This window comes from Bacillus sp. G402 (assembly GCF_051172515.1).
In the GTDB taxonomy this organism is placed as follows: domain Bacteria; phylum Bacillota; class Bacilli; order Bacillales; family Bacillaceae; genus Bacillus; species Bacillus altitudinis.
Genome location: NZ_JBPIZC010000002.1, coordinates 209,483 through 233,657, shown reverse-complemented (window position 1 = coordinate 233,657; position 24,175 = coordinate 209,483). Strand labels below are relative to the sequence as shown.

Here is a 24,175-nt window from a genome sequence, read left to right as displayed (position 1 = left end):
GATGAAAGCAATGGAAGAAGTAAAAAAGGGTGGCAGTTTCTTAATTGATGAGACGAATTATGAGCATATCTTTACACCAGAGGATTTCTCTGATGAACATCAAATGATCGGGAAAACAACAGAAGATTACATTTTACAAGATGTCGTTCCGCACATCGATCAAATTGAAAATCATGAATTCGAGCATTCTGTTCGTCTCTTGAAAAAGGCTGGAGAGCTTGGCCTGCTTGGTGCTGATGTTCCTGAGGAATTTGGCGGGCTTGGGCTAGATAAAATCAGCTCAGCCATCATTACTGAAAAATTTGCAAGAGCAGGCAGCTTCTCTCTTTCTTACGGCGCCCATGTTGGGATCGGTTCTTTGCCGATCGTGCTGTTCGGCAATCAAGCGCAAAAGGAAAAGTACCTGCCAGGACTCGCCTCTGGAGAAACAATTGCGGCCTATGCCCTAACAGAGCCAGGGTCAGGTTCTGATGCGCTAGGTGCGAAAACAACGGCAGTCCTGAATGAAGCTGGAACACATTATGTCCTCAATGGGGAAAAACAATGGATCACAAACTCCGCATTTGCCGATGTGTTTGTCGTGTATGCGAAGATTGATGGTGAACACTTCTCTGCTTTCATCGTAGAAAAGGATTTTCCTGGAGTCAAAACAGGACCTGAAGAGAAAAAGATGGGCATTAAAGGGTCATCGACGAGAACGTTAATCCTTGAAGATGCCGAAGTGCCAAAGGAGAATTTGCTTGGTGAAGCAGGCAGAGGTCATGTCATTGCCTTTAACATTTTGAACATTGGACGCTATAAGCTGGCTGTAGGGACAATCGGAGCATCAAAACGAGTCATTCAATTATCGGCAGAGTATGCCAATCAGCGCAAGCAGTTTAAAACACCAATTTCTCAATTTAGCTTAATTGGCGAAAAAGCAGCCAACATGTCGGCAAAGCTTTATGCCATGGAAAGTGCTGTATACCGCACAGTCGGGTTATTTGAACAAAGAATGGGTCTGTTAAGTGACGAGGAGCAAAAGGATGGGAAACAAATTGCGCAATCCATTGCAGAATATGCGATTGAATGCTCTCTTTGTAAAGTGCTTGGCTCTGAAACGCTCGATTATATTGTGGATGAAGGTGTGCAGATTCACGGCGGATATGGTTTCATGCAAGAATACGAAGTCGAAAGAGCCTATCGCGACTCACGAATTAACCGTATTTTTGAAGGAACGAACGAAATTAACCGATTGCTTGTGCCAGGCACCTTCTTGAAGAAAGCGATGAAAGGAGAGCTTCCGCTTCTTCAAAAAGCGCAAACCCTACAGGAAGAGCTAATGATGATGATGCCGGAAGAGCCGGGTGATCAGCCGCTTGATCAAGAGAAATACTTACTTGCCCATGCGAAAAAGATCGCCTTGATGGTGGCAGGTATGGCCGCCATGAAATATGGGAAAGCATTAGACAAAGAGCAAGAAATCCTTGTGAATATAGCAGATATCGTCAATGAACTCTTTGCTGCTGAGTCGGCGGTCTTGCGTACGGAAAAAGCAATCGCAGCATCAGGCACAGAAAAAAATGCACAAAAGCTTGCGTATACACAAATTTTCACGCAGGAAGCCTTTTTAAAAATTGAAGCTCATGCGAAAGAATCATTGATTGCCATGGAAGAAGGAGATTCACTCCGTATGAGTCTGTCAGCCCTTCGCAAGCTGACAAGATTCACGCCAATGAATGTCATTGCGAAAAAGCGTGAGGTGGCGAAACGAATCTTTGAAGCAGAGAAATATATCGTATAAGACGGCTGAAAAGGTGCGGATATCATGCCGCACCTTTTTGTAAGCATACATTTAGGTTTTTCATATGTTTTGTGATAAAATGTTGTCACTATTTGCAGGAGGTGAAAATGGTGGCTTTAGATTTTTACGAATACCCATCTTGCGGTACATGCCGAAAAGCAAAGAAATGGCTGGAAGAACACAATAAAGACATCAACAGCATACATATCGTCGAAGAGACGCCTGATAAAGAAACATTAAAAGCCCTTTACGAAAAAAGCGGTTTAGAGCTGAAGAAATTCTTTAATACGAGCGGTCAGAAATACAGAGAGCTGCAGCTGAAAGATCAACTTCCTGCAATGTCAGAGGACGAGCAGCTTGAATTACTTGCGTCTAACGGAATGCTAATCAAGCGTCCAATTACAACAGACGGCAAACGAGTGACAGTTGGATTTAATGAAGATACATTTAAAAGCGTCTGGAAATGATGTAACTTTCATTCAGATTGTGGTATCTTCAATATAGATTGTAAGAAAAGACTGGAGGGGTATGAAATGAGCACACCAAAAGATTTACGTTATTCAGAAGAACATGAATGGGTCAAAGTAGAAGGAGATAAGGTGCGTATCGGTATTACGCATTTTGCTCAATCTGAGCTAGGGGATATCGTGTTCGTTGAGCTTCCTGAAGTAGGAGACAAAATCACAGCGGACGAGCCTTTCGGAAGTGTAGAATCAGTCAAAACAGTTTCTGAACTATACGCACCGATTAACGGCACAATCGTTGAAGTGAACGATGAGCTTGATGACAGTCCAGAGTTCGTCAACGACTCTCCATACGAAAAAGCTTGGATGATCGTAGTAGAGCCAGCGGATGCGTCTGAAATCGAGAACTTAATGACAGCTGAGCAATATGAAGAAATGACAAAAGAAGACTAATTCATGTGAAATTGGACACTCTACCTTTATGGGGGGTGTCCAATTTGTCTTTTCAAAAAGAACAGGTGGATATAACAGAGCATGTCACTGGACGATTCAAAGAGAGCGGCATGGTGCTTTACCATCAAAACGAAGAGATTGGCACGATGATTAGTGAAAATCAATATGAATTAAAATCAGGTTATTCCTATGATCAAAACCGTTTTTATCGTCTGTCAGATACGTTGACCCATGGGACTGAAAAATATGTAGACTGTGACGATGAAAATGGCTGGTGCTAATCACAGATAAGGCTGTAGTGAGTGAATGCTACAGCCTTTTTGTTGATCAAGTGCCCAATCTTTACAACCCGAATGAAAGATTGTAATCTAAGGAAGAAGTGAATCAACGTCAAAAGGGCCAGGTGATCGTGATGAATGTCGAGATAGAAAAGGTCATCATTGTAGAAGGTAAATCAGATAAACAGAAGCTAAAAGAAGTCATAAGTGAACCTGTTACCATCATTTGCACCAATGGCACGATCAGTACATCGAAGCTGGATCAGCTTGTGGACGATTTATTCGGGAAAGACGTTTACATATTAGCAGACAGTGACGATGCTGGCGACAAACTGCGGAAGCAATTCCGAAAAGAATTCCCTGAAGCACTGCATCTTTTTGTCGACAGAACGTACCGCGAAGTGGCCGCTTCACCGTCAGCCCACATTGCATCTATTCTATTAGCTGCAAACATTGATGTTCATTCGAAATATTTATAAGGGTGACGTATATGAAAGAGATTGAAGAGCATGAATTCAAGGAGATAGAGGACGATTTATTTCTTTTGTACTTATATACACCATTTTGCGGAACATGCCAGCTGGCAAAGAAGATGCTGGCAGTGGTTGATGCCATGCAGCCGGAAGTTCCTTTTTATGAAAATAACTTAAATTACTCGCCAAGTTTTGCAAAAGCATTTGAGATCGAAAGTGTCCCTTGCTTTCTCCTGTTTAAAAAGGGTGAAATCGTGCAAAAAGGCTATGCCTTTCACTCCGTTCCATATCTTCACGAAATGATTGAAACCGCTAAATAAAGCGGTTTTTTGTCATATTTCAAGCAATTCATTTGAAAATTTGTCGAGCTATTTATAAAGGACAAGCCGATGTTTGTAGAGAAATGTTATGTATAACCAAATGACAGGGAGGTTATACATGTGGAAAATGTGAAAGCCCATGGAAGTGCAGGGCAGCGATTATTGTTAAAGCCGTTGCTCTCATCATCATCCTTGAAGATTACATTTGAGGCGGAAACGGACTCTTGTACATTGATTGTGGATGAACGTGGTGAAGTGAAGAAACTACCTGCAATTGAGTTATCGGATCTCATCTTTTATGGTGAGCGAAAAGAGATTTTGCAATTATTAGATGGAGACATGTCCTTACAGCAGCTGATCAGCAGAGGACAAGTGAAAGTGAAAGGCTCATTTCGAGCTCTTCTAAGACTAGAAGCGGTACTTTGGCTGACGAACGGTTTTTTTCGAAAAATGATAACGTAGTCGTTTACTTGGAAATTAGCGATTTACAGCGTTGACATATCTCAGATAGCATGATATTCTACGTTAGTAAAAACATGAACATCACATAAAACAACATATTTTCTCTTATTAAGAGAGGTGGAGGGACGTGCCCTATGAAACCCGGCAACCGTCAGCATAGCTGAAATTGGTGCCAATTCACTCAAAGCCGCAACGCTTTGAAAGATGAGAGAAAGGCGTATTTGATATAAAAGGCCTTTCTGCTTGCGTTGCAGTTAGGTCTTTTTTACTGACCTTGCGTCAGGCTAGAGTCATAACAGTCGGAAGAATAATTGAACGTATGTGATGGCAACCTATAGATTCAGCAAGAAAGCAGGTGAACAGACTGTGATCCATTTACAGAATGTATCAAAAACGTATCTTTCAAAAAGCGGAAATGTTGATGCCGTGAAAGACGTCAACTTGGATATCGATAAAGGTGAAATATTCGGAATTATCGGGTATAGCGGCGCTGGGAAAAGCTCCTTGATTCGCCTATTAAACGGTCTGGAGTTGCCAACAGAAGGAATCGTTGAAGTGGCAGGCAACCGGATCAATGAAGTATCGAATGCGAAACTTCGGAAAGCAAGACAAGAAATCAGCATGATTTTCCAACACTTTAACTTGCTCTGGTCAAGAACAGTGAGACAAAATATTATGTTCCCGCTCGAGATCGCAGGTGTACCAACGTCAAAACGGAGAGCTCGTGCAAACGAACTGATTAAATTGGTCGGTTTAGAAGGAAAAGAAAATGCATATCCTTCTCAGCTCAGCGGCGGGCAAAAGCAGCGTGTAGGGATTGCGAGAGCATTAGCGAATGACCCAAAAGTTCTGCTATGTGACGAAGCCACTTCTGCGCTTGATCCACAAACAACGGATTCCATCCTTGAGCTTTTAGCCGATATTAATAAACGACTAGGACTCACCATTGTATTGATCACACATGAAATGCACGTCATTCGCAAAATTTGTCATCGTGTGGCAGTGATGGAGAATGGCCGTATTGTCGAAGAAGGCGAAGTATTACGTGTCTTCAGACAGCCGAAAGAAGAAATGACGAAGCGATTCGTGAAACAGCTTGCTGAACCAGAAGAAGCAAAAGAAACGATCGAGCACGTCCTAGAGAGAGTAAAAGAAGGTCAGGTCGTCAGGTTGTCCTTTATTGGAGATTCTGCCGAACAGCCGTTGATCACGGAAATCATTCGATCCTTCAAGGTCGATGTGAACATCCTGCAAGGAAAGATTTCTCAAACGCAGGAAGGCGCGTTTGGAACACTCTTTATCCATATTAATGGAGACGAGAACGAAGTTGAAAAAGCCATCGCCTATATCCAAAGCAAACAGGTTGAAATCGAGGTGATGACACATGTTTGAGAAATGGTTTCCGAACGTTGATCTAGAGGTTATTTGGAACGCGACGGGTGAAACGGTGTATATGACACTCATTTCATTGGCATTTGCCTTTGTGATCGGTATTATTCTTGGCCTACTGCTCTTCCTTACAGGAAAAGGCGGTCTTTGGGAAAATAAACCGATCAATGCTGTCATCGGCGCAGTCGTCAACATTTTCAGATCGATTCCTTTTATCATTTTAATTATTCTTTTACTAGGGTTTACGAAATTTTTAATGCATACAATTTTAGGTCCAAATGCAGCATTACCAGCCCTTGTCATTGGCTCAGCCCCTTTCTACGCACGTCTTGTCGAAATTGCACTGCGTGAAGTAGACAAAGGAGTCATTGAAGCAGCACGATCTATGGGAGCAAAAACGTCGACCATTATTTTCAAAGTATTGCTTCCAGAATCACTGCCAGCCCTTATTTCAGGAATTACTGTAACAGCGATTGCTCTGATTGGCTCTACTGCGATTGCAGGAGCAATTGGAGCAGGCGGACTTGGTGACCTTGCTTATGTAGAAGGATACCAATCTGGTAATACAGATGTCACACTTGTAGCCACTGTGTTTATTCTGATCATCGTCTTTATCATTCAAATAATCGGTGATTTGATTACAAATAAAATTGATAAACGTTAAGGGAGGAATTATTCATGAAGAAATTGATTTTAAGTGCACTATTTCTAGCATTTGCAGGCATTTTAGCTGCTTGCGGTTCATCAAATAACGCAAGCGATAACAAAACCATCACGGTTGCCGCTTCAAAAACACCACATGCCGAGATTCTTGAAGAAGCAAAACCACTTCTAAAAGAAAAAGGCTACGATCTAAAAGTGAAAGTACTGAGCGATTATAAAATGTACAACAAAGCATTAGCTGAAAAAGAAGTGGATGCGAACTTTTTCCAACATATCCCTTACTTGAACGAAGAAAATAAATCAAACAAAGATTACAACTTAGTGAGTGCTGGTGCCGTTCACCTTGAGCCTTTCGGTATCTACTCTAAGAAATACAAATCAGTAAAAGATATCCCAAACGGCGGCACGATCATCATGACAAACAACGTAGCTGAGCAAGGACGTATGCTTGCCCTATTACAAAATGCTGGTGTGATCAAGCTTGATCCAAAAGTAGATACAATCAACGCAACAGTCAAAAACATCAAAGAAAACCCGAAGAACCTAAAATTCAAAAAAATCGCTCCTGAACTAACAGCGAAAGCTTATGAAAACAGTGAAGGCGACGCTGTATTTATCAACGTTAACTATGCGATCCAAAATAAATTGAATCCGAAAAAAGATTCAATCGAACTTGAGCAAACGAAAAACAACCCGTATGCAAACATCGTCGCTGTTCGCAAAGGTGACGAAAAATCAGAGAAGATCAAGGTATTAATGGAAGTTCTTCACTCTGATAAAATCAAAGAATTCATCGACAAAAAGTATGATGGTGCAGTATTGCCTGTATCTGAGTAACAACATTTCAACCTCGCTTCTACCAAAGCGAGGTTTCAGCATGTAGACAAACCCTCGCATTCTTTGTCAGTTCTGCGCTCCGGTGCTCACGAATGTCAAATTCGCTCCGCTCCGGTGCTCGTCCTTCCTAGACTGCAAAGGTTTTCTATCACGCTGAAAGGAAGACAAAGGGCTAAAATAAAGATCATTTTAGCCCTTTATCAACAATCTGCAACCTCGCTTCTACCAAAGCGAGGTTTTTTGTGTATTTTTTCAAATCTCGCTCATAATAAAAACGTACAAATGACCTGAAGGGATGGAATCAAAATGAATGAACAGCATATGAGCGGATCCATGCAGCAATCACTGACTGATTATAAAACGGCAATGGGTGAATTCCAGAAGAAAATGCCGGTGTTTGGCAAGAAATTCAATGAATTTACGGAGCAGTGCTTCCAGAGCGATTCATTAACGCAAAAAGAAAAACAAATGATTGCCCTTGGCATCAGCATTCATGCACAAGATGAATATTGCATGATCTATCATACAAAGGGAGCGCTCGACCAAGGCGCAACAGAAGAGAATTTGCTGGAGGTCGTCAGTGTGGCGGCAGCGTTTGGCGGCGGTGCTGCGCTAAGTCAAGGCATCACAGTTGTTCAGCAATGTATTGATGAATTTGGAGGACAGACGCATTAAGGGAAGGATAAGATGGTATTTTTCCAAATCAGGGAGTTGAGTCGTTCTCAGCCGGTTGTGTGAGAAAATATGCCAGCATAGCGTGTTATATCCCTTTTGAGTGAAGCAGCATGCCTTTGATACAATGAAGCTACACTCAAAGAAGGGAATGGTTTATTATTTGTTCGGACCAGAGTACACTGGGATTGGATTATACCGCCGAGATGGAAAAGGCCATGCATCAATCTCATGGCATGAGTTATGCAGAGTACGAAAGAGACCATGACTTACGAATGAAAGTAGAACTTAAACGAGAGCAGTCCTATCGAGATGAGAAAAGACAGCTCGCAAAAATGAATATACGAGGCTATTGATAGCTAAGGGGCGGGGAGAATAGTTTCCCGTCCTTTCTTTATGAAAACAGTCTTTTCGACATAAATCCTTTTATCTACCTGTATTTTTTGTTAGAATTTTGAGAGCATCCTCTCACGCTTGTCGTGAATGTGTTGTATTCACTTTTAATTTGTTATAAAATTAGAATGAGAATAAATTGAGAATAATGATTATTTTGGAGGTATCGATATATGACTGCTTCGACATTAACAATTAAGGACTTGCACGTTGAGATTGAAGGGAAAGAAATCTTAAAAGGTGTAAACCTAGAAATAAAAGGTGGAGAATTCCACGCAGTAATGGGACCAAACGGTACAGGTAAATCTACTTTATCTGCTGCAATCATGGGCCACCCTAAGTATGAAGTGACAAAAGGCAGCATTTTGCTTGATGGCGAAGATGTTCTTGAAATGGAAGTAGATGAGCGCGCTCAAGCGGGTCTTTTCCTTGCAATGCAATATCCATCTGAAATTAGTGGTGTAACAAATGCAGACTTCCTTCGTTCGGCTATTAACGCACGCAGAGAAGAAGGCGATGAAATCTCTCTCATGAAATTCATCCGCAAAATGGACGAAAACATGGAATTCCTTGAAATGGACCCAGATATGGCACAGCGCTACCTAAACGAAGGTTTCTCAGGCGGGGAGAAAAAACGTAACGAAATTCTTCAATTAATGATGATTGAACCAAAAATCGCCATCCTTGACGAAATCGACTCTGGTCTTGATATCGATGCACTGAAAGTTGTTTCTAAAGGGATTAATAAAATGCGAGGCGAAAGCTTCGGCTGCTTAATGATCACTCACTATCAGCGCCTATTGAACTACATCACACCAGATCACGTTCATGTTATGATGCAAGGACGTATTGTGAAATCTGGCGGACCAGAACTCGCGCAGCGTCTAGAAGCAGAAGGTTATGACTGGATTAAAAAAGAGTTAGGAATTGAAGACGAAACTGTTGGTCAAGAAGCGTAAGCGTTAGGAGGATTATTGATGACATTAGAAACGAAATTATCAGTAGATCAAGATTATGTCAAAAGCTTCTCCGAGAAGCATCAGGAACCGGCATGGATGAGTTCCCTTCGCTTACAGGCTCTTGAAAAAGCAGAAGACCTTCCAATGCCAAAGCCTGACAAAACGAATATTTCAAAATGGAATTTAACCAATTTCAAACAGCATACAGTTGAAAGTGCGCCATTTGGATCTTTAGAAGAGCTTCCTGAAGAAGTGAAATCTCTTATTGATTTAGAGGACACAGATAAGACAGTCTATATTCAGCGTGATCAAACGCCAGCATACTTGTCTCTTTCTAATGAAGCAAAAGACAAAGGCGTGATCTTCACTGATATCCATACTGCGATTCGCGAACATGGAGACCTAGTGAAGAAATATTTCATGACTGATGCAGTGAAAGTGGATGAGCACAAACTAACAGCTCTACATGCTGCTTTAGTGAATGGCGGAGCTTTCCTCTATGTACCGAAAAACGTAGAGCTTGAAGCACCAATTCAAGCCGTTTATCTTCATGAAAATGACGAAACAACGTTGTTCAACCATGTCATCGTTGTAGCAGACGATCATAGTGCTGTGACATATGTCGAAAACTACATCAGTACGGCAACACCAGAAGAAGCGATCTTCAATATCGTGTCTGAAGTCTTCACGGGTGCAAATGCCCGCGTCACTTACGGTGCAGTGGATAACCTTGCAGAAGGTGTGACAGTCTATGTGAATAGACGTGGTATGGCAAATGGCCGTGACAGTAAAATCGAATGGGCGCTTGGTCTGATGAATGATGGAGATGTCGTGTCTGAAAACATCACGAAGCTTATGGGCGACGGTACATTCGGTGATACAAAATCAGTTGTTGTTGGCCGCGGGAATCAAACGGAAAACTTCACAACAAGCATCATCCACTTCGGTAAAAACTCTGAAGGGTATATCTTGAAGCATGGTGTCATGAAGGATCAAGCATCTTCTATCTTTAACGGGATTGGTAAAATCGAGCATGGCGCAACGAAGTCAAATGCAGAGCAAGAATCTCGTGTTCTCATGCTGAGTGAGAAAGCACGCGGTGACGCTAACCCAATTCTTTTAATCGATGAAGATGATGTAACAGCGGGGCACGCTGCTTCTGTTGGGCGTGTTGATCCAATTCAACTTTATTACCTCATGAGCCGTGGGATTTCCAAAGAAGATGCAGAAAGACTTGTCATTTATGGCTTCTTAAATCCAGTCGTCAAAGAACTGCCGATTGAAGGAGTTAAAAAGCAGCTCGTTTCTGTGATTGAAAGGAAAGTAAAATAATGAATATCAAAGACGTTCGTGAGCAGTTTCCAATCCTTCATCAGCAAGTGAACGGACATGATTTGGTGTATTTGGACAGTGCAGCGACATCTCAAAAACCACGAGTTGTCATTGATGCAATGAATGAGTATTACCGGTCTTACAACTCGAACGTCCACCGGGGTGTTCATACCCTTGGCACAAAAGCAACGGACGCATACGAGGGTGCAAGAGAAAAAGTTCGTGCATTCATTGGCGCTTCTTCTGTCCAGGAGATTATTTTTACTAGAGGTACAACAACCGCACTGAACACAGTGGCAATCAGCTATGCTAGAGCAAACCTTAAAGAAGGCGATGAGATCGTCATTACGCATATGGAACATCATGCGAATATCATCCCTTGGCAGCAGGCAGCAAAAGCAACTGGCGCCACATTGAAATATATTCCGTTACAGGAAGACGGCACGCTGTCGCTTGAAGATGTGAAGCAAACCATCACACATCAAACGAAAATCGTTGCTGTCACACATGTCTCAAACGTATTAGGAACCATCAACCCAATTAAAGACATCGCAAAGATTGCTCACGATCACGGTGCAATTATCGTCGTCGATGGTGCCCAGAGCACCCCGCACATGCAAATTGATGTTCAGGACTTGGATTGCGACTTTTTCGCCTTCTCTGGGCATAAAATGTGTGGACCGACTGGCATTGGTGTTCTTTACGGGAAGAAGGACCTTTTGAATAATATGGAGCCTGCTGAGTTTGGCGGTGAAATGATCGACTTTGTGGATCTATATGATTCTACATGGAAAGAGCTGCCGTGGAAATTTGAAGCGGGAACACCGATTATTGCAGGAGCAATTGGGCTCGGAAAAGCGATTGATTTCTTAAATGACATCGGAATGGAGGAAGTCAGTCGTTACGAGCATCAGCTTGCGACTTATGCACTTGAGCGCTTTAAGGAGCTTGAAGGTGCCACGGTTTACGGACCGCAGCACCGAGCTGGACTTGTGACGTTTAACTTAGACGACGTCCATCCTCATGATGCCTCAACTGTTCTAGATACGGAAGGTGTCGCCATTCGTGCTGGACATCACTGTGCACAGCCGCTCATGAAATGGCTTGGTGTATCAGCGACTGCAAGAGCAAGCTTCTATCTGTACAATACAGAAGAGGAGATTGACGAGCTCATGGCAGCGCTCCGTAAGACAAAGGAGTATTTTACGAATGTCTTTTAATGTAAACTTAGACACACTGTACAGACAAGTGATTATGGATCATTATAAAAATCCGAGAAACAAAGGTGTGTTAAACGACAGCATTGTCGTCGATATGAACAACCCTACGTGTGGTGACCGCATTCGTCTCACGATGAAAATCGAAGACGAAAAAGTCATCGATGCGAAATTTGAAGGAGAAGGATGCTCGATTTCGATGGCATCTGCCTCTATGATGACGCAGGCGATTAAAGGGAAAGATATTGAAACAGCTTTGAAAATGTCTCAGATTTTCTCCGATATGATGCTAGGAAAAGAATACGACGATTCCATTGATCTTGGTGATATTGAGGCGCTGCAGGGAGTCGCAAAATTCCCAGCGCGCATCAAATGTGCAACATTATCCTGGAAGGCGCTTGAAAAAGGCGCATCTGCCGAAGATAACGGCAAATCATAAGATTGGAGTGAAAATGGATGGCTAAAAAAATGCCAGATGTTGGTGAATATAAATACGGCTTTTCTGATAAAGACGTTTCCATTTTCCGTTCAGAGCGCGGACTGACAAAAGAGATCGTTGAAGAAATTTCTCGTATGAAAGAAGAGCCTCAGTGGATGCTCGACTTCCGTTTGAAATCTCTTGAGCACTTTTACAACATGCCGATGCCACAATGGGGCGGAGATTTAAATGCATTAAACTTTGATGAAATTACGTACTACGTAAAACCATCAGAACGCTCAGAGCGTTCTTGGGATGAAGTACCAGAAGAAATCAAACAAACCTTTGACAAGCTTGGAATCCCTGAAGCAGAGCAAAAGTACTTAGCAGGTGTATCTGCTCAGTATGAATCTGAAGTTGTGTATCACAACATGAAGCAAGATCTTGAAGATCTAGGCATTGTGTTTAAAGATACAGACAGTGCATTAAAAGAGAACGAAGACATCTTCCGTGAGCACTGGGCAAAAGTCATTCCTCCGACTGACAACAAATTTGCTGCGCTTAACTCGGCTGTATGGTCTGGTGGTTCATTCATCTACGTACCAAAAGGCGTAAAAGTAGATACACCACTGCAAGCATACTTCCGAATCAACTCTGAGAACATGGGTCAGTTCGAACGTACACTGATCATCGTTGATGAAGGCGCACACGTGCATTACGTAGAAGGTTGTACAGCTCCAGTTTACACAACAAACTCACTTCATAGTGCGGTTGTTGAAATTATCGTGAAAAAAGGCGGCTACTGCCGTTATACGACGATTCAAAACTGGGCAAACAACGTCTTCAACCTTGTGACAAAACGTACAGTATGTGAAGAGAATGCAACAATGGAATGGATTGATGGAAACATCGGTTCTAAGCTGACGATGAAATACCCAGCTGTCATCTTAAAAGGTGAAGGCGCTCGTGGTATGACATTAAGTATTGCCCTAGCAGGTAAAGGTCAGCACCAAGATGCAGGTGCAAAAATGATTCACCTTGCACCAAACACATCTTCAACGATCGTATCGAAATCGATTTCCAAACAAGGCGGTAAAGTCACATACCGTGGAATCGTACACTTCGGACGCAAAGCAGAGGGTGCACGCTCAAACATCGAGTGTGACACACTCATCATGGATAACAAATCAACATCTGATACGATCCCTTACAATGAAATCTTAAACGACAACATTTCATTAGAGCACGAAGCGAAGGTATCAAAAGTATCAGAAGAGCAGCTATTCTACTTGATGAGCCGCGGAATTTCTGAAGAAGAAGCAACAGAAATGATCGTCATGGGCTTCATCGAGCCATTCACAAAAGAACTGCCAATGGAATACGCCGTTGAAATGAACCGTTTGATTAAGTTTGAAATGGAAGGTTCTATTGGTTAATACAGAGGGTTGAAAATGATTGATATAAGAGGTTGATGAAGCGTGCCGAATTTGTGCCGATCAAGATGACCTTTTAGTGTATGAGACGAACTTTTTAAGTTCGTCTTTTTCTATTTCATTGGTTACATCTAAGTTGACTATGTATAAAAAAATGTAAAAAATCTTTATTGAATGATACTGGAGTTAAGATTCCTCTTTTCACTAAGAAGGTTAAAGGTAGACAAAAGTGGAAAAATCCTACATCTGGTTGGTCCATTTTAAGAGATTTTGGGAAAGGGAATTCTCATGGAGGAAGTTACTACAAATTAATGAATAAATCCGGAGAGCGTATAGCTACACTAAATAAAAGTGGTCGAGTATGAATAAAATAAGAATTGTACATAAAAGAATGAATGGAGAATGAGATATGGTTCACCTAGATTATTTACAAAGTGAATTCAATATTGATTTAATTAATGATTCCTTTAACGAGTTACCTCTAAGCCTTCATATTCAACTCGAAAAAGACATGTATCAGTTTAATGATCAAGGCCATTTAAATCCTCAATATTTTTAATAAGGTTTATAATGTTGCAATAAGTATATTTGATGAACTTTTTGGGGAGAACGATTTATTGTTCGTCGTCACAATTGTTCGAAGCGAGCATTCATTACAGAGGCCGATAGGAGTATATAGTAAGTATTCAAAAAAAATTAATAAATATAGACTCAATGTCAAAAATTCTAAAGATGAGAATGGAAAAGTCATTCAATATTCTTTAGAAACAAAAAAACAGCATATAGAGTACAAGAAAATAATCAAGGCAATATGTAATCAAGATTTTAAAAGTATGGCTCCGAGGTTCAATGACAAATATAGTAGTTATCCTGAAATTTTCTTTATAAATAAAGATTTTATTTATCATATTTATGATGACAGAGGGGCATTCTTATTATTTAAGGATGAGAGAAAGTATGAAAAATTTAAAGCAAAGTATAGTACTTTACTGGTAGGAGAAGATTATAATTAAAAGAAACTCTCTTATTGTTAGTTTCCTCATTTGCGTTTGCCCGCATTGAGAAAACTTTTTCATCAAACTCTTTTCTAAATGATCATAAATACTTGCCACATTCAAATTAGTACTGTATAGTTCTAATTATGACAAAGATAAAATTAATGAATCAAAAACGTGTACTTGAAGTAGCTGCAACTTTATTTTTAGAAAAAGGGTTTGCTTATACAAGTATGGATGAATTGGTACGTGTTAGCAAAGTATCAAAGTCTAATGTGTATTATCACTTTTCTAATAAGGAGGAATTATTAGAAGGGGTCGTTGATTATTGGATTGATATGTATCAATCTGCAATGGATGACGTACTGTCTCAGACCCAATTTTCAGTTGAAGATCGTATTCAACTGTTTTTAAAGCAATTATCACAAGGTGTTCAGTCGAGAGAGTATAAGGGCGGTTGTCCATTTATTACTCTTTATATTCAAAGTCCTGCAAAGGCCACACAAATAAAAGAAAAAATAGGTCTTTTTTTCACGGGATTACAAAAGAAAGTTTCTCTATTACTGAAACAAGGGGTAGAGAACGGGGAATTCAGAGATTCGATTCAGATTGATGAGGTGGCATCACTTTTTATGACAAATCTTGAAGGAGCGTTATTTATTTCAGAAACATTGAAAGATGCCACTGTCATCACAAAAACAGCAGATCATTTATTTAACTTGCTTCGATAAAGAAGCATTTTTTTTACATCAAATTAGTACTGATTAGTACTAAAAAGGAGATTTCACATGAAAACATTATTTTTAACGGGTGGAACGGGCTTTATTGGGAAGCAATTAGTCGAGGAATTAGCGAAAGAGGATGTGAACATTCTTCTTTTAGTAAGGTCGAAAAGTAAAGCAACACGCACTTTTCAAGAAAGAGGTATTTTAAAAGAGGCAGTGATGCACTTTGTTGAAGGTGATTTGACGAAAGCCGATTTGGGTCTAAGTCCTGAAGATCAGGAGAGGGTATTGACAACGGATGTGATCATTCACGCAGGAGGACCCATGGATATTCAAGCAACCAGTAAAGAGGCAGCTTCCGTCTTTTTAAATGGCGCCAAATATATTGGTGAATTAGCTAAAAGTATTCATCAATCGAAGGGTTTACAGCAATTTATCCATGTTGTCGGTTATATGAGTCCCTTTGATGATCAAAATAGCAAGATTGCCATCGACGTGTTTGAAGAAGGAAACGATTACTTGAAAATAAAAAATCCTTATGAGAGAACAAAGTTTTTAGCAGATCTTTATATTCGTCAGCAGGCATCAGCAGTAGGTTATCCGCTTTCTGTCATTAATCCGCCAACTGTCGTTGGTAGTAGTCAAACAGGGAGTACAGAGCAAATTGCAGGATTGGGTTTGCTTGTAAAGAGTATGCGAAGAGGGCTCATGCCGGTGATTCCTGGAGGTAAGGACTATCGGTTACCACTTATTTCAAACGATGAGTTTGCGAAGTGTATTGTACAGGTTTTCAAGTTGGAGCAGCCGGCTATTCAAACATATACACTTGTTGAAGACAAAGAGCACGATCAGAACGTTGCTGGACTATTAAGTATGATGTCAGAAAGTATGAATATGAAGACGCCAAACATCTCTGTCCCAATGCCACTGATGAAAGCTATCATGAATAGTGGCGTCAGTAAACTCACAAACATTCCTTCTGACGGATTGAATTTTATGACAAAACGAACGTTTTCAAATGTTTCAGCGAAAAAAATAATGGGAGAAGATTGGTTTAAGAAGACGAGTGTCATGACATTTTTCCCTGCTGTAGTAGCTGATCTAGATTATCGAATGATGGCTCAAAATGGTGAGCAACATCATTTATTTAAACGAACATTATGCGATAATAACACCCTTTACCAATTACATGGAGAGGGGAAGCCGTTTATTTTATTACATGGTTTATTGAGTGATGGAGAAGATTTATTTCCTTTAGCACAAGAGCTTCATGAGAAAACAGGTCAACCTGTATGGATCTTGGACCTTCCTGGTTTGGGGCGTTCTCCATTTAAACGAGCGAAACATCTTCTAGATATCTATTTGAATGTAGTGAAAAAGTTATTGGAGAAAGCGGCTAATGGTGCACATCTAATCGGTCATTCATTCGGTGCGTATATTCTTCTAGAAGCTTTAGCACAAAATTACATAGATAAGAAGTATTCCATCACTTTACTTCAGCCGCCTGTTGCTAAACAAAAGGCAAAATCACTTCATGTTCCTCAATTTCTGAACAAATGGACATTAAGATTGGCAACGACTCATTTGATAGAGCGTTATGTATTAAGAAATGGTTTGTTTGAAAGCACGAAGAGCATCCCTGAAAATTATATTGAAAAAATCAGAAACAGCTTTACTTCTCCTAGAATTTTAAATACAACGGTTCAGCTTAACCATTTATTACGGAAAACCGATCAAGGTGACTTTAAAGAAGTCACAAAGGATAACTTACACATGATTTGGGGGGAGTATGACAGAGGCTATTCTGCGCCATCGCATCTTGGGAAGGTTGATTTTGTTCCGTATGGCCACCATTTCCCTCTTAGCCACCCGAGTGAAACGGCAGCATTAGTCATCAATAATATTTGTACTAGTAGATAGGAGTCACCCCAAAACGAAAAATAAGATTGATGACAAGTGAGCAAAATTTTTCGTTCTGGGTCTTGAAAATATAGAGGTTAACGAGGTGCATAAAACGCATCTAAGGTTTTCGTCATGTCATCAGATGCAGATTGTAAGATCACATCTTGCTCTAAAATCGCTGTTCCTTGTGCCCGGACAATATGAAATTGATGAAACCCCATCAAGTTTTGGAATATTTCCTTTAGATAATAATATGAAAATTCCAGTGGTGTGTACCGATCATTATTTGTGAAAATTGAGCCACTTGCTTGAAGCAAAAGTACACGATAATCGTCAGTCATCAGACCAACTGAACCATCTTCTGTATATTTGAACGTTTCTCTCGCAATAAAGATATTATCTATATAATCTTTCATTCGTGAAGTCACATTGAAATTATGAACAGGTGATACAATTACAATTCGATGATGTGCTTTGAATTGAGTCAATAGAGCAGATGAAGCAGCGGCGATTTTTTCTTCGGCAGCTGTTAATGATTGTTCAGATGCTTGCTTATCCCAAATTCCTAGCAGCTGGTCTTTTTCGATACGAGGAATTTCAGTTCCATATAAATGTAAAATGGTTGGTTCCTCATGAGGAAATCTTTCTTTAAACTGCTTTAAAAATAGTGTTTGCAGTTTGTTTGAATAACTTTCTCGATGAGTGAAATCTGGGTGCGCGTTAATGATTAGTGTTTGCATATACATGCTCCTTTTCTTTTGATAAACTGAGTATAAAATATAAAGGTGACAAAACATGTCACCTTTTTCAGAAGGAAAATCAAATGAAAAAATCAGAACGCTTAAACCAAGAGCTTATTTTTTTAAGTGATAAATATTCATTTCAATTAAAAGATTTAGAAACTGAATTTGGCATTTCTAAACGTACGGCTTTAAGAGATATGGAAGAGCTAGAGTCCATGGGCTTAGCTTTTTATGTTGAAAATGGCAGACATGGAGGATATCGGCTCGTGAATCAATCTCCATTAGTTCCGATCTATTTTCAAATAGATGAAGTTCAAGCCATTTTTTTCGCTCTTAAAGCCTTAGATCTGTTGTCAGCAACACCATTTAAAAAGTCTTACTCACAGATTCGCCAAAAACTGTTTGCTACAATGTCTGATGAGAGAAAACATCGGATCACGGAGATTTTGGATGTGATTCATTACTATCATGTCGCACCAGTGAGTGAACAACATCATTTGGATTTGATATTGCAGGCAATGATGGAAGATCAAATCGTGAAGATGACATACACTCAATATGAACATAAAAGGATCAGGCTACAATTTCTTGAGTTGTTTTATCGAAATGGGATTTGGTTCACCGAAGCATATGATGTTCAGAATAAAAAGTGGGGCATCTACAGATGTGATTGTATGACGGACATGATGATCGAAGAAGAAACGAAAGACACTTTTACGAAGGAAGAATTAAAAGCACTGCAGCTCGAATACGAAAAAACCTATCATGATATCTCTTTTAAATGTCGATTAACGGAACAAGGGAAAGAGAAGTTTTTGAAGAATCATTATCCGAATATGAGATTGGAGACCATTGATGATACGCCTTATATAGTGGGTGGGTACAACCAAGAAGAATTATCGTATATGACTCACTATTTGATCTCATTTGGGAAACATGTGAAAATTGAATACCCCGATGAATTAAAAGAGAGTTATTTGACTCAATTGCAAGAAATGATGGATCAATATTAAAAATGAACGGATTGTATCTCAATCACAAAAAACTTAACACATTAAAAAAAGGCGAACTGTCGTAATTCGCCTTTTTTCTATTACTTCGCCGCCTGAAATGTATTTGTTTTCGATTTGTCATTGACCTTTCCATACGTCAGCTGACGCCAGATAAATTCCATCGGTCCAGACTTAAATCGCTTTAACCATAACGTACTGAAAAGGACAAGGAAGGCATACACGCCAATGCCAATGAAGAACGTACCAGCGGGTTGAAGATGATCTGCAAGTCCGGCTCCATATTTCAGAAACAGCACTGTTCCAATGATCGAGTGAAGCAAATAGCAGGTCAGGGACATCCGTCCGACCTTGGTAAAAACCATCAAAGCACCTCGCAGCTGAGGAACGTGCAAAAACAGCATCGCAAGTGAACTCATATAGAACATACTGCCAGTTAATCCTCCGTTTTGCTCAAGTGCTGAGACAATGTTCATCCATGGCGTATGTTCAAAAGGGGTGACCGCTGTCATAATCGTACTGCCTTGTGTGATAAGAAAAGCGATTGTACAAATCATCCAAATACGATTCCAAATCGCTTTTTTCGTCTCCATGTTTTTGAAAAACGACATTTTCACAAAATACACACCAAGTAAAAACATGAAGAACATCGAATAGACAGTGGAAAATGAGCTGGAAGCCATCGTGACCATATCGGCCCACCGGTCACCAATAGATGCTAAATAAGTCAGACTGTTGTGGCTAGTCAGCTCGAAATCAGCAAAATCCGGCTTGCCTGATGATCCTGTACTGATGGTGTTGAGCAGCATTGAGAAAAGAGGCGTGAGCAATTGAATCACAAAGAGTGTGATCAGCCAGTACAGGATGGTTTTGGCTGTGCGTTTGTAAAAGAAAAGCAATAAGAAGCCCGCGACAGCATAATAGGTCAAAATATCACCAATCCATACAAACGTGACATGCAGAAGACCAAATCCTAAGAGAATCGTTAATCTGCGAGCAAACAACTTGTTCGGGCTGTCCACCTTTTGAGCGGCTCGATCCATAAATATCATAAAACCAACCCCGAATAGAAAGGAAAATAACGTAATGAACTTTCCTGAAGCAAACCAATTCACCAAGTTGTGAAATACATCATTAGACTCCATCTCAAATCCCTTGACCGAATCCACAATCAAAAAATAGTTGACCAAAATAATTCCCATTAAGGCGAATCCTCGTACGATGTCCAAGAAATGCACCCGTTCTTTAAGACTCATTGGTTGTCCGTGTTCTACCTTGCTTACATTCATATTAATGCTCCTTTTCATGTATTGGATCTAAAGATAGATCCTTCAATGAATCAATATACAGGCCAATTCTTAATCATTTATGAAGATCCAATTTTTTGAAAATAAATGTGACAACTTGATGGCAATTGATCATATTCATAAACACTTAAGATTTATGGTGTATCTTTTCACATAGCTAGATGATATATAGTAATAATATATAAGAATGAAGTCATGGAGGATGAGGTGACAGAGATATGACCCATCGAATATTAGTTGTAGAGGATGATCAGGATATTGGTGACCTGTTGCAGGAATCTCTGACACGTACAGGGTATGAGGTGTTGAGAGCCATGGATGGTAAGCAGGCATTGCATGTTATAGATGATTCGCTTGATTTGGTGATTTTGGATGTTATGATGCCAGGTATCTCTGGGATCGAAACGTGCCAGCAAATAAGAGCCACCTCAAATGTGCCGATTTTATTTTTGACCGCCAGATCTAGTACATGGGATAAAACCGAAGGATTACTCGCTGGCGGAGATGATTATATGACAAAACCTTTTTCAGAAGAGGAGCTTCACGCTAGGGTCATGGCGCAATTGCGCAGATATACCATCTATCAGGAAAAAAAGGAACAGGAAGAAACCTATTTAGTTGGCGGTAGCCTGAAGGTGAGTGAGGAATTTAATGAAGTGTGGAAAAATGGGCAGCAAATCAAGTTATCTGATTTAGAATATCGGATATTAAAACTGCTCATGAACAAACGAAACAAAATATTTTCTGCTCAAAATATTTATGAAAGCGTGTGGGGCCAGCCTTATTTTTATTGTTCAAACAATACGGTCATGGTGCATATCCGAAAGCTGCGTGCGAAAATTGAAGATGACCCGGCTCGCCCCGTGTATATCAAAACAGAATGGGGGAGAGGATACCGGTTTGGCACATCGTAAATATACGCTGACCAAAAAGCTGTCACTGCTCATTTTGGTCGCTGCTATCGTAAGTGGTGTTGTCTTTTTGACACTGCAAAAGATCACTGATCACCTGATTGAAGGATATTTAAGTTCGGATGAGTACTATAAGGAAGAATCCGCCAGATACATTCAAACATTCAGCCGCTACGTTTCAGAACATGAGCTGACTTCAACGGATCGAAAAGCATTCGGTGAGTGGGTGAAAAAAGAAGATTATATTAATCTCACTGTTTACAAGGATGAAGTGCTTCAATATGACTCGATTTACTCTGCCGCTGACGAATCGGCCTATGGGAAAGAAAAGGAGACCGACTACGCAAAGCGTCATTCTTACCCGGTTCAATTTAGCGACGGAGAAGGTAGGGTTATGGTAGACGGATTTTACTCCTCTCGATATCACGATCTCGCCTTTACACTAGAACTGCTTGGTGCAACACTCATTTTTCTCCTGATTGTGCTTGTTGGCATTCGCCGAAGTCTGCGGTACTTGCAAACGATCCGTGAAGAGATTCATATTCTTGAAGGCGGTGAGCTCGATTATGAGATGACAGTGAAGGGGCATGATGAATTGGCCATGATTGCAAAGAGCATTGAGGATTTAAGAACAGCCTTTTTGGACAAGCTTCAGGCTATTGATGATCTGCAGGAAGAGAGCCGCAGCTTGGTGACCGAAATGTCGCATGATATGAGGACCCCGCTGACATCACTCATCATGAATCTGGAATTTGCCAAAAAAGAGGAGGCTCTAGCGGATACCCGCAAGGAGAAGTATATAGCGAGTGCGTATGGAAAAGCCCTGCAATTAAAGAATCTGTCTGACAATCTATTTGCCTATTTCCTGCTAGATAAAGAGCACGAGTCAGAGCTTGAAACCGTTGCAGTGAAAGAAGTGATTTATGATCTTCTATCAGATCAGGTCGCCCTGCTGCATCAGGAGAATTTCACGGTCCATATTGTAGGCGAAATGCCGGATAGCTATATTAATGTGAATGTCGAGGAGCTTGGCAGAGTATTTGATAATGTGATGTCTAACTTACGTAAATACGCAGATCCTGAAAAGGACATTCAGATCACTTTTTTATCCGACCAAGATGTCTTTGAAATCCATGTGAGCAATGCGATAAAAAAGACAGACATCATACCGGAAAGCAATGGACTCGGGGAACGAAGCATCAAGCGGATGATGTCCCGAATGCATGGACAGTTTGAAAGTGTAGAAAAACACGATACCTACTACATCGTACTGCGATTTTGGAACACCAAAATGTAGAGAGCAAAAACAACATCATGGAATGGGGAAACAATCTGATGAAACGATTCAACAATTTCCAAAAGGTACCTGATCTTCTGCAAGCCCTTCTGAATATCTGCCTGTTCTTTCTAGCGATTGCGCTAAGCGTACTCTTAATTAGTGAAACATGGTACATCGTGCAATTCGTCTATAAAACATTGTTTAACAAAGGAGAAAGCTATTATGGAATGCTTGGCGAGCTGCTGATCTTCTTTATGTATTTTGAATTTATCGCCTTAATTATTAAATACTTTAAATCCAACTTTCATTTTCCGCTTCGCTATTTCATTTATATTGGCATCACAGCTGTCATCCGTTTGATTATCATTGATCATGAACAGGCCGTATCGACATTCTGGTGGGCACTGGCCATTCTTGCGATGACCTGTGCGCTCTTTATCGCGAGCAAAAGAGATACTGCTCATGAGCATGAGGAAGTGAAGTGAGGAAGAAGAAGGACGAGTAGGACGAGTGGTCAACACTCGTCTTTTTTGTGTTTAAATGAACAGTTTTTGAATATGTGTTGATTAATGAACAATGATTGAAAGATTGACAATTGATGATGATGTATCTAGAAAATATAATATAAATAGACATGTGTTCATAAATGAATAGATGTATAGAAAAAGTATTCTGTCCAAAGCAGTTAACGGATTCACAAGTTCTTATGTTATGCTTTAGAAAAAGAGAAACCATTCTTTTCCTAGACATTGATTGTCATCATTCTATCTATAGGGGTCGATCGTATGCGAAGTATTCAAAGTTTGTTTGTTGAATGGTTACTTGTACTTACAAAGAAGAAACTAAATGTTGAGGGGTATTTAGAAGAACGAAGAATGGCGAATCAATTACCTTATGTGCTGCCTGAGAAGTTGAAAAAGAAATATCACATCACCAAAAGCAGCACGTTTTCAGTCGATACGTACATGTTGAAATCAGATGTGCAGCCAGATGATCATCAGGTGCTATTTTTACATGGAGGAGGCTATATTGAGCAGCCGCTCGTATGGCATTGGCGTTTCTTGGATCGATTGACGAAGCAATTAAATAGTACGGTGTATGTGCCAGTTTATCCTAAAGCACCGAATCATCAGTATATGGATGCAATCGAGAGTGTTCTCCCAGTTTACCAAGCTCTTTTAGAAAAAGGAACACCAGAAAAAATCGTCATCATGGGTGATTCTGCTGGCGGCGGTTTATCGCTCGCCTTTGCTCAATACTTAGCAAAAAAAGGTCTTCCGCAGCCTGGAAACTTGATTCTATTATCACCATGGCTTGATGTGACATTAAGTAATCCTGATATCGCTAAAATGGTTCCAAAAGAGCCAATGCTCAACCTAGATTTACTAATCGAATCGGGCAAAGCCTATGCAGGTGATACAGATGAAACACATCATTTGATCAGTCCAATCTATGGAGAAATCAAATCGTTAGGACGAATTTCTGTTTTTATTGGCACTCATGAATTCTTTCTCCCAGATGCCCGGAAATTCAAAGAGATGGCAGACAAGCAGGGTGTTCCCATCAACTATATCGAATACCCAAAAATGAATCACGTCTTTCCTGTCTTCCCTATTCCCGAAGCGAACCAAGCGTTAAAACAAATTGTCGCCATTATTGAGAGTAAGACGTTCCCTTTGAGGGATATGACAAAATAGGATGCGAACATGAGGATGGCCAGCAATGCTCTAGCCATTCTCGTTTCTAATTGGAGGATC

General features: G+C 40.4%; 27 protein-coding genes and 1 riboswitch. Of the genes, 25 read left to right on the top strand and 2 right to left on the bottom strand.

Translation table 11 applies throughout. The annotated features are described in order from the left end of the window. Position 1: 1 nt before the first annotated feature. The 20 genes from ACSBQP_RS09860 (at position 2) to ACSBQP_RS09765 (ending at position 17,186) form a co-directional block, all read left to right on the top strand. Complete coding sequence (locus ACSBQP_RS09860; protein ID WP_017359285.1) at positions 2 to 1,783, top strand: acyl-CoA dehydrogenase family protein; 1,782 nt, start codon at positions 2 to 4, stop codon at positions 1,781 to 1,783. A 110-nt stretch (positions 1,784 to 1,893) separates the two neighbouring features. Beyond that, positions 1,894 to 2,250, top strand: a complete 357-nt coding sequence (locus ACSBQP_RS09855) for an arsenate reductase family protein (RefSeq protein WP_034317446.1) — start codon at positions 1,894 to 1,896, stop codon at positions 2,248 to 2,250. Between the two features lie 66 nt (positions 2,251 to 2,316). Beyond that, positions 2,317 to 2,700: a glycine cleavage system protein GcvH gene (gene gcvH / locus ACSBQP_RS09850; RefSeq protein WP_008347039.1), complete on the top strand. Its 384-nt coding sequence runs from the start codon at positions 2,317 to 2,319 to the stop codon at positions 2,698 to 2,700. Positions 2,701 to 2,744: 44 nt separating this feature from the next. Then, positions 2,745 to 2,981 carry a YusG family protein gene (locus ACSBQP_RS09845; protein ID WP_008347037.1) on the top strand — a complete coding sequence of 79 codons (237 nt, stop codon included), beginning with the start codon at positions 2,745 to 2,747 and terminating at the stop codon, positions 2,979 to 2,981. A 131-nt stretch (positions 2,982 to 3,112) separates the two neighbouring features. Next, positions 3,113 to 3,457 carry a toprim domain-containing protein gene (locus tag ACSBQP_RS09840; RefSeq protein WP_008347035.1) on the top strand — a complete coding sequence of 115 codons (345 nt, stop codon included), beginning with the start codon at positions 3,113 to 3,115 and terminating at the stop codon, positions 3,455 to 3,457. 11 nt (positions 3,458 to 3,468) lie between these two features. Continuing rightward, positions 3,469 to 3,771 carry a thioredoxin family protein gene (locus tag ACSBQP_RS09835; RefSeq protein ID WP_007500346.1) on the top strand — a complete coding sequence of 101 codons (303 nt, stop codon included), beginning with the start codon at positions 3,469 to 3,471 and terminating at the stop codon, positions 3,769 to 3,771. A 120-nt stretch (positions 3,772 to 3,891) separates the two neighbouring features. Next, entirely contained in the window at positions 3,892 to 4,233 is a 342-nt protein-coding gene (locus tag ACSBQP_RS09830) for an SCP2 sterol-binding domain-containing protein (protein WP_008347033.1), read from the top strand. A 102-nt stretch (positions 4,234 to 4,335) separates the two neighbouring features. Further along, a riboswitch (SAM riboswitch) is annotated at positions 4,336 to 4,444 on the top strand. Positions 4,445 to 4,599: 155 nt separating this feature from the next. Then, positions 4,600 to 5,625: a methionine ABC transporter ATP-binding protein gene (locus ACSBQP_RS09825; RefSeq protein WP_017359288.1), complete on the top strand. Its 1,026-nt coding sequence runs from the start codon at positions 4,600 to 4,602 to the stop codon at positions 5,623 to 5,625. Next, positions 5,618 to 6,286, top strand: a complete 669-nt coding sequence (locus ACSBQP_RS09820) for a methionine ABC transporter permease (protein ID WP_008347031.1) — start codon at positions 5,618 to 5,620, stop codon at positions 6,284 to 6,286. The genes ACSBQP_RS09825 and ACSBQP_RS09820 overlap by 8 nt, the downstream gene beginning before the upstream one ends. A 14-nt stretch (positions 6,287 to 6,300) precedes the next feature. Beyond that, the gene (gene metQ / locus ACSBQP_RS09815) at positions 6,301 to 7,122 is read left to right on the top strand and encodes a methionine ABC transporter substrate-binding lipoprotein MetQ (protein ID WP_007500351.1); all 822 of its coding nucleotides are present in this window, start codon (positions 6,301 to 6,303) and stop codon (positions 7,120 to 7,122) included. 306 nt (positions 7,123 to 7,428) lie between these two features. Then, positions 7,429 to 7,797 carry a carboxymuconolactone decarboxylase family protein gene (locus ACSBQP_RS09810; RefSeq protein WP_003212803.1) on the top strand — a complete coding sequence of 123 codons (369 nt, stop codon included), beginning with the start codon at positions 7,429 to 7,431 and terminating at the stop codon, positions 7,795 to 7,797. Positions 7,798 to 8,012: 215 nt separating this feature from the next. Further along, positions 8,013 to 8,150 carry a hypothetical protein gene (locus ACSBQP_RS09805; RefSeq protein ID WP_008356693.1) on the top strand — a complete coding sequence of 46 codons (138 nt, stop codon included), beginning with the start codon at positions 8,013 to 8,015 and terminating at the stop codon, positions 8,148 to 8,150. Between the two features lie 210 nt (positions 8,151 to 8,360). Then, positions 8,361 to 9,146, top strand: a complete 786-nt coding sequence (gene sufC / locus ACSBQP_RS09800) for a Fe-S cluster assembly ATPase SufC (protein WP_007500355.1) — start codon at positions 8,361 to 8,363, stop codon at positions 9,144 to 9,146. 18 nt (positions 9,147 to 9,164) lie between these two features. Continuing rightward, a complete protein-coding gene (sufD, locus tag ACSBQP_RS09795) occupies positions 9,165 to 10,478 on the top strand; it encodes a Fe-S cluster assembly protein SufD (RefSeq protein ID WP_017359290.1) in 1,314 nt (437 codons plus the stop codon). Further along, positions 10,478 to 11,698, top strand: a complete 1,221-nt coding sequence (locus ACSBQP_RS09790) for a cysteine desulfurase (RefSeq protein WP_008347019.1) — start codon at positions 10,478 to 10,480, stop codon at positions 11,696 to 11,698. The genes sufD and ACSBQP_RS09790 overlap by 1 nt, the downstream gene beginning before the upstream one ends. Further along, positions 11,688 to 12,134 (top strand): Fe-S cluster assembly sulfur transfer protein SufU, encoded by a 447-nt coding sequence (gene sufU / locus ACSBQP_RS09785; RefSeq protein ID WP_008347017.1) that lies wholly within the window; start codon positions 11,688 to 11,690, stop codon positions 12,132 to 12,134. Before ACSBQP_RS09790 ends, sufU begins: the two co-directional genes overlap by 11 nt. Positions 12,135 to 12,151: 17 nt before the next feature. Next, positions 12,152 to 13,549 (top strand): Fe-S cluster assembly protein SufB, encoded by a 1,398-nt coding sequence (gene sufB / locus ACSBQP_RS09780; RefSeq protein WP_007500362.1) that lies wholly within the window; start codon positions 12,152 to 12,154, stop codon positions 13,547 to 13,549. A gap of 539 nt (positions 13,550 to 14,088) precedes the next feature. Then, a complete protein-coding gene (locus tag ACSBQP_RS09775) occupies positions 14,089 to 14,559 on the top strand; it encodes a DUF3885 domain-containing protein (protein ID WP_420481247.1) in 471 nt (156 codons plus the stop codon). A gap of 146 nt (positions 14,560 to 14,705) precedes the next feature. Continuing rightward, positions 14,706 to 15,272 carry a TetR/AcrR family transcriptional regulator gene (locus ACSBQP_RS09770; protein WP_048002053.1) on the top strand — a complete coding sequence of 189 codons (567 nt, stop codon included), beginning with the start codon at positions 14,706 to 14,708 and terminating at the stop codon, positions 15,270 to 15,272. A 57-nt stretch (positions 15,273 to 15,329) separates the two neighbouring features. Further along, on the top strand, positions 15,330 to 17,186 hold the full coding sequence (locus ACSBQP_RS09765) for an alpha/beta fold hydrolase (protein WP_435028358.1): 1,857 nt from the start codon (positions 15,330 to 15,332) through the stop codon (positions 17,184 to 17,186). 77 nt (positions 17,187 to 17,263) lie between these two features. Here ACSBQP_RS09765 and ACSBQP_RS09760 read toward each other — a convergent pair whose 3' ends face one another. Then, positions 17,264 to 17,908, bottom strand: a complete 645-nt coding sequence (locus ACSBQP_RS09760) for an FMN-dependent NADH-azoreductase (protein ID WP_017359295.1) — start codon at positions 17,906 to 17,908, stop codon at positions 17,264 to 17,266. Positions 17,909 to 17,991: 83 nt separating this feature from the next. Here ACSBQP_RS09760 and ACSBQP_RS09755 point away from each other — a divergent pair, with 83 nt between their 5' ends. Further along, positions 17,992 to 18,924, top strand: coding sequence for a helix-turn-helix transcriptional regulator (locus ACSBQP_RS09755; protein WP_017359296.1), 933 nt, complete (start codon positions 17,992 to 17,994; stop codon positions 18,922 to 18,924). Between the two features lie 80 nt (positions 18,925 to 19,004). Here the strand turns inward: ACSBQP_RS09755 and ACSBQP_RS09750 are convergent, their stop codons facing one another. Continuing rightward, positions 19,005 to 20,210 (bottom strand): DUF418 domain-containing protein, encoded by a 1,206-nt coding sequence (locus ACSBQP_RS09750; RefSeq protein WP_017359297.1) that lies wholly within the window; start codon positions 20,208 to 20,210, stop codon positions 19,005 to 19,007. Between the two features lie 236 nt (positions 20,211 to 20,446). Between ACSBQP_RS09750 and ACSBQP_RS09745 the strand changes: the two genes are divergently transcribed. The 4 genes from ACSBQP_RS09745 (at position 20,447) to ACSBQP_RS09730 (ending at position 24,115) form a co-directional block, all read left to right on the top strand. Then, complete coding sequence (locus ACSBQP_RS09745) at positions 20,447 to 21,142, top strand: response regulator transcription factor (RefSeq protein ID WP_017359298.1); 696 nt, start codon at positions 20,447 to 20,449, stop codon at positions 21,140 to 21,142. Then, on the top strand, positions 21,129 to 22,436 hold the full coding sequence (locus tag ACSBQP_RS09740) for a HAMP domain-containing sensor histidine kinase (protein ID WP_017359299.1): 1,308 nt from the start codon (positions 21,129 to 21,131) through the stop codon (positions 22,434 to 22,436). Before ACSBQP_RS09745 ends, ACSBQP_RS09740 begins: the two co-directional genes overlap by 14 nt. A 38-nt stretch (positions 22,437 to 22,474) precedes the next feature. Further along, a complete protein-coding gene (psiE, locus tag ACSBQP_RS09735) occupies positions 22,475 to 22,903 on the top strand; it encodes a phosphate-starvation-inducible protein PsiE (protein ID WP_008346998.1) in 429 nt (142 codons plus the stop codon). 300 nt (positions 22,904 to 23,203) lie between these two features. Continuing rightward, complete coding sequence (locus tag ACSBQP_RS09730) at positions 23,204 to 24,115, top strand: alpha/beta hydrolase (protein ID WP_017359300.1); 912 nt, start codon at positions 23,204 to 23,206, stop codon at positions 24,113 to 24,115. The last annotated feature ends 60 nt before the right edge of the window (positions 24,116 to 24,175 follow it).